Source organism: Paenibacillus sp. KACC 21273 (genome assembly GCF_028736095.1).
GTDB lineage: Bacteria > Bacillota > Bacilli > Paenibacillales > Paenibacillaceae > Saccharibacillus > Saccharibacillus kyungheensis.
This window is the reverse complement of sequence record NZ_CP117876.1, coordinates 646,684-664,287: the sequence shown is the minus strand read 5'-3', so window position 1 is coordinate 664,287 and position 17,604 is coordinate 646,684. Positions and strand designations below refer to the sequence as shown.

The 17,604-nt window shown below is 41.5% G+C and carries 19 protein-coding genes and 1 riboswitch; all 19 genes read right to left on the bottom strand.

What is annotated here, in order from left to right:
• Positions 1-184: 184 nt before the first annotated feature.
• The 19 genes from murA to PQ460_RS02910 all read right to left on the bottom strand — a co-directional run bounded on the left by murA (position 185) and on the right by PQ460_RS02910 (position 17,581).
• A complete protein-coding gene (gene murA / locus PQ460_RS03000) occupies positions 185-1,555 on the bottom strand; it encodes a UDP-N-acetylglucosamine 1-carboxyvinyltransferase (RefSeq protein ID WP_274171744.1) in 1,371 nt (456 codons plus the stop codon).
• Between the two features lie 247 nt (positions 1,556-1,802).
• Positions 1,803-2,051 carry a DUF1146 family protein gene (locus PQ460_RS02995; protein WP_204826282.1) on the bottom strand — a complete coding sequence of 83 codons (249 nt, stop codon included), beginning with the start codon at positions 2,049-2,051 and terminating at the stop codon, positions 1,803-1,805.
• 375 nt (positions 2,052-2,426) lie between these two features.
• Positions 2,427-2,843 (bottom strand): F0F1 ATP synthase subunit epsilon, encoded by a 417-nt coding sequence (locus PQ460_RS02990; RefSeq protein WP_204826281.1) that lies wholly within the window; start codon positions 2,841-2,843, stop codon positions 2,427-2,429.
• A gap of 34 nt (positions 2,844-2,877) precedes the next feature.
• Positions 2,878-4,278: a F0F1 ATP synthase subunit beta gene (gene atpD / locus PQ460_RS02985; protein WP_204826280.1), complete on the bottom strand. Its 1,401-nt coding sequence runs from the start codon at positions 4,276-4,278 to the stop codon at positions 2,878-2,880.
• A 94-nt stretch (positions 4,279-4,372) separates the two neighbouring features.
• Positions 4,373-5,242 carry an ATP synthase F1 subunit gamma gene (atpG, locus tag PQ460_RS02980; RefSeq protein WP_273613779.1) on the bottom strand — a complete coding sequence of 290 codons (870 nt, stop codon included), beginning with the start codon at positions 5,240-5,242 and terminating at the stop codon, positions 4,373-4,375.
• Positions 5,243-5,377: 135 nt separating this feature from the next.
• A complete protein-coding gene (gene atpA, locus PQ460_RS02975) occupies positions 5,378-6,892 on the bottom strand; it encodes a F0F1 ATP synthase subunit alpha (protein ID WP_273613780.1) in 1,515 nt (504 codons plus the stop codon).
• 15 nt (positions 6,893-6,907) lie between these two features.
• The gene (locus PQ460_RS02970) at positions 6,908-7,456 is read right to left on the bottom strand and encodes a F0F1 ATP synthase subunit delta (protein ID WP_273613781.1); all 549 of its coding nucleotides are present in this window, start codon (positions 7,454-7,456) and stop codon (positions 6,908-6,910) included.
• Complete coding sequence (gene atpF / locus PQ460_RS02965; RefSeq protein ID WP_069328675.1) at positions 7,453-7,938, bottom strand: F0F1 ATP synthase subunit B; 486 nt, start codon at positions 7,936-7,938, stop codon at positions 7,453-7,455. Before atpF ends, PQ460_RS02970 begins: the two co-directional genes overlap by 4 nt.
• A 107-nt stretch (positions 7,939-8,045) precedes the next feature.
• On the bottom strand, positions 8,046-8,270 hold the full coding sequence (gene atpE, locus PQ460_RS02960; protein WP_069328676.1) for a F0F1 ATP synthase subunit C: 225 nt from the start codon (positions 8,268-8,270) through the stop codon (positions 8,046-8,048).
• A gap of 145 nt (positions 8,271-8,415) precedes the next feature.
• Complete coding sequence (gene atpB, locus PQ460_RS02955; RefSeq protein WP_204826276.1) at positions 8,416-9,210, bottom strand: F0F1 ATP synthase subunit A; 795 nt, start codon at positions 9,208-9,210, stop codon at positions 8,416-8,418.
• Positions 9,203-9,616, bottom strand: coding sequence for an ATP synthase subunit I (locus tag PQ460_RS02950; RefSeq protein WP_273613782.1), 414 nt, complete (start codon positions 9,614-9,616; stop codon positions 9,203-9,205). The genes atpB and PQ460_RS02950 overlap by 8 nt, the downstream gene beginning before the upstream one ends.
• Complete coding sequence (locus PQ460_RS02945) at positions 9,609-9,854, bottom strand: AtpZ/AtpI family protein (protein WP_273613783.1); 246 nt, start codon at positions 9,852-9,854, stop codon at positions 9,609-9,611. Before PQ460_RS02945 ends, PQ460_RS02950 begins: the two co-directional genes overlap by 8 nt.
• A gap of 167 nt (positions 9,855-10,021) precedes the next feature.
• A complete protein-coding gene (wecB, locus tag PQ460_RS02940; RefSeq protein WP_274171743.1) occupies positions 10,022-11,194 on the bottom strand; it encodes a non-hydrolyzing UDP-N-acetylglucosamine 2-epimerase in 1,173 nt (390 codons plus the stop codon).
• A 20-nt stretch (positions 11,195-11,214) separates the two neighbouring features.
• On the bottom strand, positions 11,215-11,844 hold the full coding sequence (upp, locus tag PQ460_RS02935) for a uracil phosphoribosyltransferase (protein WP_069328681.1): 630 nt from the start codon (positions 11,842-11,844) through the stop codon (positions 11,215-11,217).
• A gap of 478 nt (positions 11,845-12,322) precedes the next feature.
• Positions 12,323-13,573 carry a serine hydroxymethyltransferase gene (gene glyA / locus PQ460_RS02930; RefSeq protein WP_274171742.1) on the bottom strand — a complete coding sequence of 417 codons (1,251 nt, stop codon included), beginning with the start codon at positions 13,571-13,573 and terminating at the stop codon, positions 12,323-12,325.
• Between the two features lie 78 nt (positions 13,574-13,651).
• Positions 13,652-14,227, bottom strand: a complete 576-nt coding sequence (locus PQ460_RS02925) for a TIGR01440 family protein (RefSeq protein ID WP_273613786.1) — start codon at positions 14,225-14,227, stop codon at positions 13,652-13,654.
• Between the two features lie 183 nt (positions 14,228-14,410).
• A riboswitch (ZMP/ZTP riboswitch) is annotated at positions 14,411-14,494 on the bottom strand.
• A gap of 68 nt (positions 14,495-14,562) precedes the next feature.
• On the bottom strand, positions 14,563-15,150 hold the full coding sequence (locus tag PQ460_RS02920) for a low molecular weight protein arginine phosphatase (RefSeq protein ID WP_204826270.1): 588 nt from the start codon (positions 15,148-15,150) through the stop codon (positions 14,563-14,565).
• A 104-nt stretch (positions 15,151-15,254) separates the two neighbouring features.
• Positions 15,255-16,367, bottom strand: coding sequence for an L-threonylcarbamoyladenylate synthase (locus PQ460_RS02915; protein WP_274171741.1), 1,113 nt, complete (start codon positions 16,365-16,367; stop codon positions 15,255-15,257).
• A gap of 32 nt (positions 16,368-16,399) precedes the next feature.
• On the bottom strand, positions 16,400-17,581 hold the full coding sequence (locus PQ460_RS02910; protein WP_273613788.1) for an FtsW/RodA/SpoVE family cell cycle protein: 1,182 nt from the start codon (positions 17,579-17,581) through the stop codon (positions 16,400-16,402).
• Positions 17,582-17,604 lie beyond the last annotated feature (23 nt).

Below are 17,604 nucleotides of genomic sequence, written 5' to 3'. Positions count from 1 at the left end.
TTATTAAAATTAGCATAATTACCAAGGGTATTCAACGCCATTGTTCGTCATTTTTGGAAAAGAAACTGTCATATATACCAAAAGAGCCAGACTATAATCAGTCTGACTCTTTAATATACGTGAATTACGATATCAAAAGCGATCTAATGTTCGCCTATAGATACATTAAATTCATATACTGTTTTTAAGCAAGTGTTGGTTGAACGTTCAAAGTAGCTGTGTTTACTTTTTCTGTTTTGTCAGAAAAAGCAGCCATTTGTTCTTCTACCGCAGGTGTAGGTTCTTGAGAAGGTTCTGCTTCTTCCAAGCGCCAGATATCTGCTCCCAATCCAGACAACTTCTCAGCCAAATGCACATATCCACGATCGATATGGTGCGTTCCACTAACTTCTGTTGTTCCTTCAGAGATCAAACCTGCACAAATCAATGCAGCTCCTGCGCGCAAATCTGTTGAGCATACTTTCGCGCCCACTAGACTTGCTCCACCTGTTACGATCGATGTTCTACCTTCAATACGAATCCCCGCGTTCATCAGGTTGAACTCATCGACATGCATAAAACGATTTTCAAATACAGTTTCACTAATAATACTAGTTCCTTCAGAAGCAAGCATTAACGCCATCATCTGTGCTTGCATATCTGTTGGGAAACCAGGGTAAGGTAAAGTTTTTAAGTCGACAGCACGAAGTGGCTTATCTGCAATAACCTGCACTCCATTTTCGTCTGGAATGATCGTAATACCCATCTCTTCCATTTTAGAAATAACAGGACCCAAATGATCAGCGATAGCACCTTCCACGTACACGTTACCACCAGTGATAGCTGCGGCAACCATATATGTACCTGCCTCAATACGATCAGGTATAACTGTGTGTTCTGTACCGTTAAGAGATTCTACACCTTCAATGCGAATAACACCTGTACCTGCTCCGCGAACTATAGCACCCATACTGTTAAGGTAGTTAGCCAAGTCTACAATTTCAGGTTCTTTAGCTGCATTCTCAATCGTTGTAGTACCTTCTGCAAGAGTAGCTGCCATCATAATGTTTTCAGTAGCGCCTACGCTAGCTACGTCTAGATAAATCTTCGCTCCACGAAGTCTACCATCACATTTTGCTTCGATGTAGCCTTGCCCCAAATTAATCTCTGCACCCATAGCTTCAAAGCCTTTAAGATGCTGATCAATAGGTCGTGTGCCAATTGCACAACCACCAGGTAAAGAAATACGAGTTTTACCCAAGCGAGTCAACAATGGACCCATAACCAAGAAAGAGGCACGCATTTTGCTTACCCATTCATACGGTGCTTCACAAGAAGTTAATTCTTCTGCATTGACCTGAATAGTCTCATCTTGGTATGTAACAACCGCTCCTAGCGATTCTAATACCTTACTAATCGTCATTACATCGTCAAGAGAAGGTGCGTCATGAATAACACTTACACCATTTTCTCCAAGTAGTGAGGCAGCAATAATTGGAAGAACAGAATTCTTAGCTCCGCTAACTTTAACACTTCCTGTTAATCGCTTGCCACCGCGGACGATAAATTTGCTCATTAGGGTTCCCTCCGCGCGTCATTTTGCTTATCCGGCATTACACAATGACGAATCAGATCAAGCTGAACATAGTTGCATACAGACCATGGTATCTGTCTGTTATTTAATCTAATTCATCTTTCAGATTCGTGTGATTGTACAATACCCTATTGCATAAATTTTAGTTTTTAATGTAGTAGGTGAGAATCATACAACTGTTTGGTTTCAAAAAAATAGTCTAACACACTTATAACCACACTGTTCACATTCAAAACATAAATCGGATAGACTGTGTCCAGCGGATATAATCCAGCAGGAAGTTGGATACGAAATGCCCGAGTACAATCGACAATAACAAATGGAGCAATTTGCCGGCAGCACTTTTGGGATAACGAATCAGTAAATCAAGTTTTAAATTTTGCAATGCCCACCAGGACAGACCAATACAAAGGAGCGATATGAATATGGATAGTAAACCGTTCACACCGACAGCGGACACTGTATCTACCGTACTCATTTTTGAAATAGCTCCCTCCTTTATTGCTTACTCATTAATCATCCTTTTATACGGACTATTCTATAATACTTGCACAGCGTTAAAGAATCTAGTCCCAAATTTACAAAAATCAGCATTTTCTTGTCATATTGGTGTTATTTCAGAAAATAACTGCATTTTTAAAGCATTTTTCTCAGCAAATAAATAAATCTTACTGAAATAAAAATACTAGGGATACGCCTAAAGACCTAACATTTCTCAAAAGACAATCATTCTCAAATCTGTGAATCTCTATTATATGATCAAAACGAACTCACCTATAATAGCACAAGCCATTTTTATAGACAAATTAAAAAATAAAAACCGGACCCTATATAGCGGCCCGGTTATATACATTTAACGGTTCTCACCAGCTGAAGATACTTTAAGACGATTCATTGCTCGTTGTAAAGCAAGTTCAGCCCGGCGGAAGTCAATGTGATCTTGAGTCGACTTGTTGTTGAGACGGCGCTCAGCACGTTCTTTTGCTGCTCTTGCACGTTCAATATCAATATTGTTCGGCAATTCTGCACTATCTGCCAACACTACTACTTTATCAGCACGGACTTCTAGAAATCCACTCTGAATAGCTACCACTGTTTCTTTCCCATTGACTTTGTACACCAATGGAGCGACTTCTAGTGGAGTAACCATCGGAATGTGACCTGCTAGAATCCCAAGTTGACCTTCTACACCTGTGGCTCTTAATTGATCCACCTGTTCGGAAAACACCAGACGTTCAGGTGTTACAATTTCCAATAGAAACGTGCTCACTTTCATCCCTCCTCACGTTTTGCAGGCATATAATTTACAGTGTTTTTGCTTTTTCCACTGCTTCTTCAATCGTGCCTACAAAGAGGAATGCTGCTTCTGGAAGATCATCATGTTTGCCATCTAAAATCTCTTTGAAGCTACGTACTGTTTCTTTAACAGGTACATAACGTCCTTTGATTCCAGTAAACTGTTCAGCAACATGGAACGGTTGAGACAAGAAACGTTGAATTTTACGCGCACGCGATACAGTCAACTTATCTTCTTCACTCAATTCATCCATACCCAGAATTGCAATAATATCTTGTAGCTCACGGTAACGTGCTAAGATTTGCTTAACACCTTGAGCGATATTGTAATGTTCTTCTCCTACAATTTCAGGATTCAAGATACGTGAACTGGAAGCAAGTGGATCTACTGCTGGGAAAATACCCATTTCAGAGATTTTACGTTCCAAGTTCGTTGTTGCATCCAAGTGAGCAAATGTAGTCGCAGGAGCCGGATCGGTATAATCATCCGCTGGTACATAGATCGCTTGAATCGACGTAACTGAACCTTTTTTGGTAGAAGTGATACGCTCTTGCAATTGACCCATCTCTGTTGCAAGTGTAGGCTGGTAACCTACCGCAGATGGCATACGTCCTAGCAATGCAGATACTTCAGAACCTGCTTGTGTAAAGCGGAAAATATTATCAACGAACAACAATACGTCTTTTCCTTCTTCATCACGGAAATACTCAGCCATTGTCAAACCTGTCAAAGCTACACGAAGACGTGCACCAGGAGGCTCGTTCATTTGTCCGAATACCATTGCTGTTTTGTTGATAACGCCTGATTCTCTCATCTCGTGATAAAGGTCATTACCTTCACGAGTACGTTCACCAACACCAGCAAATACAGAAATACCACCATGTTCTTGCGCGATATTATTGATCAATTCTTGAATAGTTACTGTTTTACCTACACCAGCACCACCAAACAGACCGATTTTACCACCTTTAGCATAAGGAGCTAGCAAATCGATAACTTTGATTCCTGTTTCAAGAATTTCAGCTTGTGTAGACAATTCGTCAAATTTAGGAGCTTGACGGTGAATCGGGTTTTTGATTTCAGCTACAACATCACCAGCTTCATCGATAGGTTGACCTAATACGTTAAATACACGACCTAACGTTACGTTACCTACAGGTACTGAAATAGGAGCACCTAGATCAAGAGCGTCTAGTCCACGTACTAGACCATCTGTGGAAGACATTGCGATACAACGGACAAGATTATCCCCCAGATGATTCGATACTTCAAGCGTCAAGTCGATTTTGTTACCGTTATCTAGCGTAGTTTCGACTTTGAGCGCGTGTAGGATTTCCGGAAGTTGACCACGTTCGAATTCTACGTCTACAACCGGTCCCATTACACTTACAACGCGACCTTTGTTCATTATCGTTTTCCCTCCTACTGACTTGCTGTATGCAGCGATGTCATCAAGCAATGCTATTGCACTTGCTTGTACATAATTATATTAATAAGCCGTATTAGCCTTGTGCGTTAGCCCCAGCGACGATCTCAGTGATCTCTTGTGTAATCGATGCTTGACGAGCACGGTTATAGACAAGTGTTAGATCTTTGATCATTTGAGATGCGTTCTTCGTTGCGCTACCCATGGCTGTCATTCGAGCACCCTGTTCACTAGCTTTACCTTCAAGCAAAGCATTGTAGATCAGTGTTTGTGCATATTTTGGCAAAAGAACTTCCAATACACCTTCTGCTGAAGGCTCGTATTCATAGCTTGCTTTGAGTTTATCTTCTTCTGCAACTTCTACAGATTCCATTGGCAACAAACGAGTTGAACTTGGAACTTGTGTTAATGCATTGATAAACTGGTTATAACATAAGTAAAGCTCATCGTATCTGCCTTCTTCATATCCTTTAACAGCCTCGTAGGCTAGAGATTTGATATCGGCATAGGTCGGAAAGTCGGTCAATTCTGTCACTTCTTCTGTAATAGGAAGATTGCGGCGACGGAAATAATCGCGTCCTTTTCGTCCAATGATGAACAATTCGTACTGATCTGTCGATGTATGATTTTCCTTGATCTGATTGCTAACATATTTGAGCATGTTGGCATTATAACCACCCGCAAGTCCACGGTCGGAAGTCACTACGAGATAAGCAATCCGTTTAACAGGACGCTTCTCCAACATCGGATGATATACGCCTCTTGTTCCAGAAGCAATACTCGCAACCACTTCACGCAATTTATCGGAATATGGGCGTGCTGCTTGTGCCTTCTCTTGTGCTTTACGAAGTTTGGAAGCCGCAACCATTTCCATTGCTTTGGTGATTTGTTTTGTATTTTCTACGCTTTTAATCTGACGTTTGATCTCGCGCATACCTTTAGCCATATGATTTCACCACCTTAACCCTCTGAAAACAAGTTCAAAGTTGTTTCCTGAATCATGGTTGACCACAGTCCGACAGATTGGCTATCGGAGCTGTAGCAACTTCATTGCAGAACATCTATTTTCGATCAAATGAAATTAGTTGGAGGTAGCAAAACCTTTTTTGAAGGTATTGATTGCATCTACCAATGCTTTTTCATTATCAGCAGTCAAATCTTTTGTATCACGAATCGATTGTAAAACAGCATCCTGGCTGCTTGTCATATAAGCAAGGAATTCAGATTCAAAGCGGCGTACATCTGCAACCGGAATATCATCTAAATGACCTTTAACTGCTGTATACAAGCTAACTACCTGTTGTTCTACTAACAATGGTTGGTTAACGCCTTGTTTTAGAATTTCCATCATACGTGCACCACGATTTAGACGAGACATTGTTGATTTATCAAGGTCAGATCCGAACTGGGAGAACGCTTGAAGCTCACGATATTGAGCAAGATCTAGACGCAGTGTACCTGCAACTTTTTTCATTGCTTTAATCTGAGCGGAACCACCAACACGAGATACCGAAATACCAACGTTAATCGCTGGACGTTGACCTGCATAGAACAGATCAGCTTCCAAGAAAATTTGTCCATCTGTAATCGAGATTACGTTTGTAGGAATATAAGCAGACACGTCAGAAGCTTGCGTTTCAATAAATGGCAATGCTGTTAAAGAACCGCCACCTTTTGCATCACTAAGCTTAGCCGCACGCTCTAGCAAACGGGAGTGAAGATAGAACACGTCACCTGGGAATGCTTCACGACCCGGTGGACGACGAAGTAGCAAGGACAATTCACGATAAGCTGCCGCTTGTTTGGACAAATCATCATAAATAATCAAAGCATGCTCGCCTTTATACATAAAGTATTCACCCATTGCACAACCTGCATATGGAGCGATGTATAGTAGTGGTGAAGGATCAGAAGCAGCAGCTGTTACGATAATAGTGTACTCCAATGCGCCATGACGACGAAGTGTTTCTACAACTTGAGCAACAGTTGATTGTTTTTGACCGATCGCTACATAAATACATTTTACGTTTTGACCTTTTTGGTTAATGATTGCATCGATAGCAATCGCTGTTTTACCTGTTTGACGGTCACCGATAATCAACTCACGTTGACCACGACCGATAGGAACCATCGCATCAATCGCTTTGATACCTGTTTGCATAGGCTCATGAACCGATTTACGGTCAATAACACCAGGTGCTCCGCCTTCAACAGGACGGAATTCTGTTGCAGCAATAGGGCCTTTACCATCTACAGGTTGACCCAAAGGATCGACAACGCGACCTAGAAGAGCTTCCCCTACTGGAACTTCCATAATACGTCCTGTGCGTTTTACTTGATCGCCTTCACGAATTTGTGAATACTCCCCAAGGATAACAACACCGACATTATTGGATTCCAAGTTCAAAGCCATACCCATTACGCCGTTAGAGAACTCAAGAAGTTCGCCTGACATTGCATTTTGCAAACCGTATACACGGGCAATACCATCACTTACTTGGATAACTGTTCCAACTTCAACGACTTCAATATCGTTTTTGTATTGCTCGATTTGACTTTTAATCAATGTACTGATTTCTTCAGGTCTGATACTCAAGTCAGTCCCCCCTATCTACTGTGCTTGTCTTTGAAAAGACTTTTCCAGACGATTTAACTTGCCTGAAAGACTTCCATCGTACAGCATGTCTCCGATGACGACTTTAAGTCCGCCAAGAAGAGTTTTGTCTACAATATTTTGTACACGAATCCGTTTGCCTGATAGTTGTCCGAATCTAGCCGTCACTTCTGCTTGTTCACGCTCATCTAAAGGATAAGGTGTGTATACAAAAGCATCGACTACTTTAAGCGTTCTACTGACGATTGCAGTATAACTATTCAATAACTCGCCAAATATGCCATATCGTCCACGCTCGATCAACAATGTAATCGTATGAACCAGCGGTTGTGATACTTTACCTGCAAAAGCAGTTTCAATCACGCGACGTTTGTCTTCAAAAGATACATTTGGTGTGGCTATAAAATTGCGAAGATCTGCATCATGTGCAAAAGCTTCAACGATTGCTTTTAGTTCTTGTTCCGTCTCTTCTACAGTACCATGTTCAGTTGCAGATTCGAAAAGGGCTTTGGCATAACGCGTAGATACTACTGTATCGCGGCTCATTGTCTAATCCCTACTTCTTTCAGATAGTTGTCAACCAACTGATCTTGAGCTTTGGCATCCACTTCTCTTTCCAGTACTTTAGAAGCGATCTGTACAGAGACGGCGCCGATTTCACTGCGAAGTGCAGCAACAGCTTTATTTTTCTCGCTTTCGATTTCACGAGCCGCTTCTTCTTTAAGACGCGTCGTTTCCTCTTTAGCTTGAGTAATTAATTGTTCAGCTTGACGATTGCTCGTCTGACGAGATTGCTCAATAATATCTTGAGCGTCCTTACGTGCTTGTTGAAGTGCAGCTTTTTGGTCTTCGACATATTGAGCTGCTTGACTGCGTGTTAATGCAGCTTCATCCATTTGCTGTTTAACCAGCTCACGTCTTTTCTCCATAACAGAGAATAATGGACCGAATGCATAACGGCTTAATAACCAATATAAAATCAGGAAAGCAATAATTGTAACTACAAGACTGCTCCATACAAAATGCAAATCAGCTCACTCCTTCCTCAAAACATCTAAATAATTCTCAGGTACCCTGCACGCTAAAAAGAAGGCGCGGATGGCTGTGGCCTTCCCCGCCAATGTGTGTGCTTGATTTACGCTGCTGCGTAGAAAATGAACGCCAATACTACACCGATGATTGGCAATGCTTCTACCAAACCTACACCGATAAACATAACTGTTTGCAATGTTGCTTTTGCTTCTGGTTGACGAGCGATACCTTCAACCGTTTTACTTACGATAAGACCGTTACCGATACCTGCGCCCAATGCGCCCAAACCTACTGCGATAGCAGCTGCTAGAAATGCTAATGCTCCCATTTAAAAATCCTCCTTAAAGATATGTGAGATAGTAAATTTATATTGAGCCCGGTATGAAGGTTATCCTACTTCCGAACTTTGAACCCTTACACAGTGACTGATGATACCAACTATTCAAAAGTTGCCGAAAATTGCCGATAGTATTTTAGTGATCTTCTTCCGTCTCTAGTGACTGTGATATGTATACCATAGCCAGGATCGTGAAGACAAAGGCTTGGATAGAGCCAACAAAGATACTAAATCCTTGCCATACAATAAGACCTACAACAGAAGCGATAGCTCCGTACCAGACGCCTGACATTTTAAGCAATACAGCAATAAGAACTTCGCCGGCAAAAATATTACCGAATAGCCGCATACCATGTGTCAACAGTTTGGAGAATTGTTCGATCAAATTGATAGGGAAAAAGAAAAAGAACGGTTTGAAATAGTGTTTGAAGTATGACTTCGTATTTCTGACCATCCCTAAGTAATGGACAAGAACGAATACGATTAGTGCCAGACCCATCGCTGCTCCAGCATCAGCTGTAGGTGATTTCCACCAAGCGACTTCCACACCATGACTTCCTTTTGCCAGTCCGTCCACTACAGATGTTAATGGTTGACCAAAAGCAGTAGCTTTTTCTACGCTTGTGTAATCGAACACTAAACCAAATGGAAGCCCAAGCATATTGCTAACAAAGATGAACATAATCAAAGTCAAACCGAGAGAAAGAAAAGGCTTTCCTTTTTTGTAGTCCATCGTACTCGAAATTAGTCCTTGAACGAATTCTACGACCCATTCCATAAAGTTTTGCAACTTGCCTGGATTTTCTACCGAAAGATTACGTGTTGCTAGCTTCACTAAAATAAACACTACAGCACAACTAACAATCAACGCAATAATGATAGATAAATCAAAATCGATGCCCCCGACTTTTATCATCGGTGATTCATGCATTTTTCTCACCCCTTTCATTATCGGAGTTATCACGCTCATGGCGAGAAAGGAAATAACCGATAACAATTAGCGCGAATGGTGCGAACACCAAACTGCCAGCTAGGGCATGAATTTCAAACAAATGCGGGAACTCAATAGCAAGTACTACCGCTCCGATCGAAATTGCTGCACGTTGTGCAAACCCTAAACCCTTCGGTCCTCTTCTACCTGTAGCTGCTGCTTCAGTCATCATACTTACTTTTTTAGCTAAATATTTGGTGTTGATATAACTGACTGCCGAACCAATAATCATCCCAAAAGCAATCGGACGAGATTGAGGCAGGAATGCAACTGCTAAAAAGCAAAGAGCTAGAAAAACAAAGGTAGTCCGGGTCAGCCAATAAATGTAACTTGGTATTTCATTCATTCGTTTCCCCCACTATTTTCTTAATAATAAGAACAATACCGAAAATACCTAGAATCATACCTGCAAGTACTCCGAGTCCGGTTCCTATTCCTGCGCTATGCCATACTTGATCAAGCCAAGAACCGAACCAGAATCCGGCGAGTGTACATACAGCTAAATCTATTCCAATCACACTAACAAGTCCAACCGCTTTCCAGGGGTTCGAACTCGAATTGCTTGATTTGGGTTCATCTGCCATCTTACACTCCACCCTCGGAATCCCAGTTCATTGTACTGAATCGACTAAGCCTTTGTCAAACCATCTTCCTTTAACACATTAACGCAAGACTTTCACAGAACATCGTTGATATGAAGCGTTTTATCACACTAACCCTACAGTACCACTGTATACTGTGAAATCATTTTTCACAATACGACTGTGGGACCTTTTTTGAACGTTGTGTGAAACTCTTCAGGACGATCCTCTAAAATACCATAATGATGCAAAATCGCATTGACAATCCGTGGCGATGCCTGACCATCACCATAAGGGTTGGAAGCTTCACTCATCGACGCATACAGTTCAGAGTCACTCAGCAATGCATGTGCACGCTCATAGATCTTCTCTTCATCTGTACCCACCATTTCAAGTGTACCTGCTTCTATTCCTTCTGGACGCTCTGTTGTATCACGTAGCACCAGTACAGGAACACCGAATGAAGGTGCTTCTTCTTGAAGTCCACCTGAATCCGTTAAGATCAGATGAGTATGCGGATAAAAATTATGCAAATCGACAACATCCAGGGGATCGATCAACTGAATGCGCGGATGATTGCCTAATATTTCATGAGCAGGTTCTTTCACCGCTGGGCTTGGATGAACTGGATACACAATCGCAATATCTTCAAATTCGTCAGCAATACGCTTGACCGCGCGGAAAATATTACGATGTGGTTCGCCTTGAGATTCACGACGATGTGCAGTCATCAAGATCAGACGTTTCCCTGCTGCCCATTCCAAAACAGGATGATGATAATCAGGCTGTACAGTATATTGAAACACATCTGTAACAGTGTTGCCTGTGATATACACGCTTGACGGCAGTTTATTTTCTTTCAATAAATTGCCTGCTGACCAACTTGTAGGTGCAAAGTGCAAGTCTGCAAGTACGCCTGTCAATTGACGATTCATTTCTTCAGGATACGGTGAAAGTTTGTTCCACGTACGCAATCCTGCTTCTACATGACCGACATTGATCTGTTGCATAAATGAAGCATAACTTGCAAGGAAAGTCGTCAATGTATCTCCATGAACCAATACAATATCAGGCTTAACTTCTTGCAATACTGGCTCAAGACCACTAAGTACACGCATTGAAATCTCGTTCAAAGTTTGACGATCTTTCATAACATCCAGATCATAATCTGGAGTGATATTGAACACTTCAAGCACTTGATCCAACATTTGACGATGTTGCGCAGTTACGCAAACGATTGACTCAATATGTTCAGGATGCTTTTGCAATTCCAGAATCAATGGAGCCATTTTGATTGCTTCAGGACGTACACCGAAAATTGTCATTACTTTAATTTTTTTCATAAGTCTGGGATTACCTCGCTTTACTTGGTTCCGTACAAACGGTCGCCGGCATCGCCGAGTCCAGGTACGATATATCCATGCTCATCCAATTTCTCATCTAATGCAGCCACATAAATATCTACATCCGGGTGAGCATCTTGAACAGCTTTTACTCCTTCAGGAGCAGCGATTAGATTCATCATTTTGATCTGAGTGCATCCACGCTTTTTCAGAACATCGATCGCAGCAATAGCAGAACCGCCTGTTGCTAACATCGGATCAATCACGATCAATTCACGTTCTTGTACATCGGTAGGAAGCTTCACATAATATTCAACCGGTTGGAATGTTTCTGGATCGCGGAACAATCCTACATGTCCAACTTTAGCAGCTGGCAATAATTTAAGTACGCCATCTAGCATACCCAAGCCTGCACGTAAAATAGGAATTAATCCAAGCATACGTCCAGAAATGACTTTGCCTTCTGTTTTGATTACAGGTGTTTCTACCGGAATTGATTCAAGTGGAATATCACGTGTGATTTCGTAAGCCATTAATGTTGCTACTTCGTCAACAAGCTCGCGGAAATCTTTCGTGTTGGTCTGTACATCACGAATAAATGTTAATTTGTGTTGAATTAAAGGATGATCGCATATTACTAATTTTGCCATGGTTTTTCCCTCCGGTACTTTTCAATAATAAACATTAGCTACATCCTATTTGCTGTCACATCAGGTTTTGTGGCCATTCCACAAAGCAAAAGGATTAGGGGAATACTATGTCGCCCCATAAACCTCGTCTATTATATCATTCCCTGTGGGCAATTTCATCCGATATCCTGTCGAATTATTTCTTTTTAAGAATGAGCTCTTTAAGCATCCCTCAGACTGCTTCAAATACATATGATTTTTCACATAGCAAAATATATTAAACATAATGAATTTATCAATATAACGCTTACAATTACCAGATAAAAACAAATTCTACATCATTTCCACCCAGTCTTTTCTATTATAATGGTAAATTGCTTAAATGGGAGTAAATCTTTCAAATTTTTTTAAAAAAATAATGAAAAACCGACAGAAATAAGAATTTCTGCCGGTAAAATACAAGTTAACGATGTTAAGTCACTGTTTATTCACTTTTAAATTAATAATTCAATTGTTGGTACAAAGGAAATTGACTTGTAAGTTCAGCTACTTGTGCACTTGCTTGGGCAAGAACAGCTTCATCTTTAGGAGATTTGAGAGTCATCGCAATAATCTGACCGATTTTCACCATAGCTGCTTCATCCATACCACGTGAAGTCGCTGCTGGTGTTCCTAGACGGATACCACTTGTAATAAATGGACTTGTTGGATCGAAAGGAATCGCATTTTTGTTCGTTGTGATGCCTACAGAATCCAGAACATGTTCTGCTTCTTTACCTGTGATATTTACGCTGCGTGTATCTACAAGCATTAAGTGATTATCTGTACCGCCAGACACGATAGTCAATCCTTCGTCTACCAATGTTTGTGCAAGCACTTTTGCATTTTTGACTACATTTTGAGCATACGTTTTGAAAGAAGGATCTAATGCTTCGCCAAATGCTACCGCTTTGGAAGCAATCACGTGCATCAATGGGCCACCTTGTGAACCCGGGAATACAGCTTTATCTATCGCTTGTGCCCACGCTTTGGTACACATAATCATACCGCCACGAGGTCCACGAAGTGTTTTGTGTGTTGTAGTCGTTACAAAATGAGCATGTGGTACAGGGCTTGGATGTTCTCCAGCTGCAACCAGACCTGCGATATGCGCCATATCCACCATGAATAGAGCACCTACATCATTTGCAATCGAAGCTAATTTTTCAAAATCAATCGTACGCGGGTATGCACTTGCTCCAGCTACGATCATACGAGGACGGTGTTTGAATGCTGCTTTGCGAACTTCATCATAATCGATCAAGAATGTATCTTCTTGTACGCCATAAGCTACAAAGTTATATAACAATCCAGAAGCATTTACAGGGCTACCATGTGTTAAGTGTCCACCATGTGCAAGGTTCATCCCTAGAACAGTATCTCCTGGTTTGAGGGCTGCCAGGTAAACCGCCATATTCGCTTGTGCACCAGAGTGAGGCTGTACGTTAACATGTTCTGCACCGAATAATTGCTTCGCACGATCACGAGCGATATCTTCAACGACATCCACATGTTCACAACCACCATAGTAGCGTTTGCCTGGATAACCTTCTGCATATTTGTTCGTCAATACAGAACCCAAAGCTTCGATAACCGCTTCACTAACGATGTTCTCAGAAGCGATCAATTCGATATTATCACGTTGGCGCTTCAGTTCAAGTCCCATTGCTTCCAGTACTGCCGGATCATTCTTTCTTAATTGCTCCATCATTGTATAATTCCTCCTAGAGATCGGTTAGATAACTGCATTTGGATTACTTATTTAAAAGGATAGATCACCTATTAGATCTTATCGATCCGCATGAACCATCGGTGTGTAGACTGCTCGTTCGCCACCAATTAAAGGAGGACGTGTACGAGCGGCATTCACTCTAGCTTCGCCTACAAACCGAATCGAAGGTCGATAAGGAACAGCTATTCGTTTTAAATGCATACCGATAAGGGTCTCCCCAAAATCAATACCTGCATGAGCTTCAATCTGTTCTGCCAAACATGGATGAACAAAGGTCTGATACGCATACGTTGCCATCGATCCACCAGCTTTGGGGATCGGTACTGCCGCTACTTCGTTATAATTGTAATGATCTAATGTATCTTGTTCCATAACCAGTGCTCGATTCAAATGCTCGCAACATTGAAAAGCCAAACGGAATCCATATTCTGCTTGAACTTCGCGAATGCCTTCTACCAGCGCTTCCGCTACATCCAATGTACCCGCCGTTCCGATATGCTTGCCTGCGATTTCACTTGTACTTCCACCGATGACCAGTAACTTGTTACTACCTAGTCCAGCTTCTTCTGCCAGTTCGCGTACGATCGCTGCTGCATCCAGACGAATCTGTTGTAATTTTTCCTGATTACTCATCGTTCAATCCTCCTTGTGCTTTCTTAGCTTATTCACTATCTGCAAAAGGTACGTGTACAATGCACTCGTTTTTTATTATAGCGTAAGCATAGGGCTGACTGCGACAATAAGATTGAAGTGAAAGATATAAAGTTGTAAGAACAAAAAAAGAGCACAACGTGCGCGAAAAATATCGCACGTCTGCTCTTTTGCCCAGGCGACCGGCCGTATGTTCCGATGCTCCATCGTGGTTCATCTCCACTCTCGTCGCCAGTTACATCGGATCTCTCTTATGAGTTACATCATAAGACATGTTTTTTGTAAAATCAATATCTATTCTAAAATTAACGTCTATCTTATTGTGTCCGGTACGCTTGAATTTTGTCGAGTAACTTTTCTAAAGCATTACGAATATCGGCTGCTGCCACTTCATAATCATCACGACTACCACCAAAAGGATCAACAATATCGAAGCTTGGAATCCGCTGTTGAATCTCGATCAACCGCTGACGATCTGCTGGATTGACTTCTTCGCCCAATGAACGATTCATTTCAATCGTTGCATATAAGCTATCCAGTTCTTTGAGATCGCGTAGCACTTTGTGATCATTTTCAGCATATTCCTTCAACGTGTACACTTTGCCTGCCGACTCTGGAAAATTGCGAATCACATGTTGCTTGTGACTCCCTGTTAATGTGAGTATAAGATCTGCCCAATGAATTGTTGCACCAGTCAAAGAGGAAGATAATAATTGTTCATGTATATTATGATCTTTGAGAACCGCGTCGGCATGACGGGATACAGACATTCCATCTACAGCAGCTACACCGGCTGAACGAACCTCCACATCGACACCGCGCTCACTCGCAAGCTTACGCATAAAACCTTCCGCCATAGGGCTTCGACAGGTGTTACCGGTACAAACGAACAATATGTGATGCATTCTCTGTACCTCCCGTATCATTATAATGTGAGACTTGGATTACCGGAAAGATAATCATTCCGTATCAATCATTATACCAAATTTGACGCATGTATTCACTATTTTCATACATAAATAATCTGACCGCCCGCAGCTTTGGATAAACGGTTCATTACCGCTACTCCTACCCCCTGCTGATCACAACCTTGCGCCATAATAAATGTAACACCTTCGCTATCTAATATACGCAAAGCCGCATACAATCGGTTCGCCGCTTCGGCAAGCGAATGCCGACTTCCCAGCGATAATACTACTGTATCCGCACTATTAATATTCGTTTCATCAAATACAAGTATTCCTGTTTTCTCGCCACGTGCTTGAGCTTGTACAATCTGTTGCTGTATATATTGATTGACTACTTCATCGTGCTCTCCCATCACAATCGTCATTGACCCTTGAGGAGCATAATGTGTATATTTCATCCCTGGTGAACGCGGGGTTAGTTCAAGAGAAGAATCTTGTAGCGCAGGATCGCGTATCACTTGCTTGGCAAATGAGGATAATTGTTCTTCTGTTATACCACCCGGACGAAGAATCATAATTGTATGATCGTCTTGTACCTGAATAACAGTCGATTCTACGCCAATCCCTGCACTGCCGCCATCGACCACTCCATCAATCACAGCAGACAAATCTTCGATCACATGAGCTGCTGTAGTTGGACTAGGACGACCTGACCGATTCGCACTCGGAGCCGCCAGAGGACATCCAGAAGCGCTAATCAATCCTAATGCTATAGGATGATCTGGCATACGAATTGCAACTGTATTTAATCCTGCTGTTACTAATGGAGAAACTGTATCAGGGCGTACAGGCATTACTAATGTTAGCGGTCCAGGCCAGAAATGATCCATTAATGTCTGCTCTAGTGGTCTAATCTCCGACACCAACGATCCCAATTGATCCATATGCGAAATATGCACAATTAGCGGATTATCTGACGGTCTTCCTTTGGCAGTAAAAACAGATGCTACCGCTTGTGTATTGCGGGCATCTGCTCCAAGTCCATATACTGTTTCTGTAGGAAAAGCGACAATACCGCCATTTGCCAAAATCTGTCCGGCTTCGCTTAATTGTTGTTCTATATGCTCTGAATGACGCACATCCCAACATGTACACAGAGAATTAGCTTGAACAGCTTGAGGCTTGTCACTGCTATTCTCTGTCTGGTTGTTCATCATGTCATGCCTCCTTGCTCATTACATTTACATTATTTATTCAGTGCATAACGCTGAGTGACATTAACCGAAACTTCATCGTTATCTTCTTGATTGTGAATTCGTATACTCATGACCAAGCCCATACATGCCATATTCATCACCAATGATGTACCACCAAAACTGATAAATGGCAATGTAATACCGGTCAATGGCATAATTCCGATAAACATACCGATATTTTCAAAAATCTGATACAGCAACATCGCTACTATTCCGATAATAATATACGGTCCTGCTCGTTCCCGGCATTCTAATGATACCAGAATTAAGCGATGAATTAAGGTGAAATACAGCAAGAGTAAAATAGCTGCTCCTATAAATCCAAACTCTTCTGCAACCACTACAAAAATAGAATCAGAATACGTTAATGGAACACGATCGGATTGAACCGATGTTCCTTTCATATATCCTTCTCCACTAAGTCCACCGGATGCAATAGCAAGCTTCGCATTACGTGTATGGTAGATCGCTTTCTCTGTCGCTTGATCAGGCATTAACCAGGGATCAAGACGTTCCATCCAGTGATCACGCTTGATATCAGCTAAATAGGTTTTGATGTTATCGTGATATGCCACATAACTACGAATTCCAACAATCACCATAACTATTGCTAAAGAAGTAAATAAAATAGCTTGAGTGTATTTAATATTACCGATCCAAAGTAGTGCCATCATAATAATCAGATAACTGAGCGCATTACCCAGATCATTTTGAGCCATTACTAAAGCAAACGGAATAAATGTAATAGCCACTAGCGGTGTAACATCACGCCAGAATAACAATTTCAATTGTTCTTTACGAGCGAGTAATGTCGCTAGAAATAAAATCAATACCATTTTGAATAACTCGGCTGGTTGCAAACTAAGACCGCCTATACTAAGCCAACCTTGCGCATTATTGAGCGTCTGTCCTATAACCATAACGAGCAATAGTAATGCTAACCCTGCGCCATAAATATAAAGAGAATATTTGAGCCAGAACCGGTAATTAACCATCGACATTACAAAAAAGACTACAAATCCTGCAATATAGTAAAAAATCATCCGCTCTGTCGAATTGGCAAATTTGGGCGTACTATGAGTAGCACTGTAAATTACAGCAATACTGACTCCCATCATAACTAGCAGAATGGTAAATAAATTCCAATCTATTCTTTTAAGCTTGGCGATCATGTCTGCCCCCTTTTCCGGTTCAA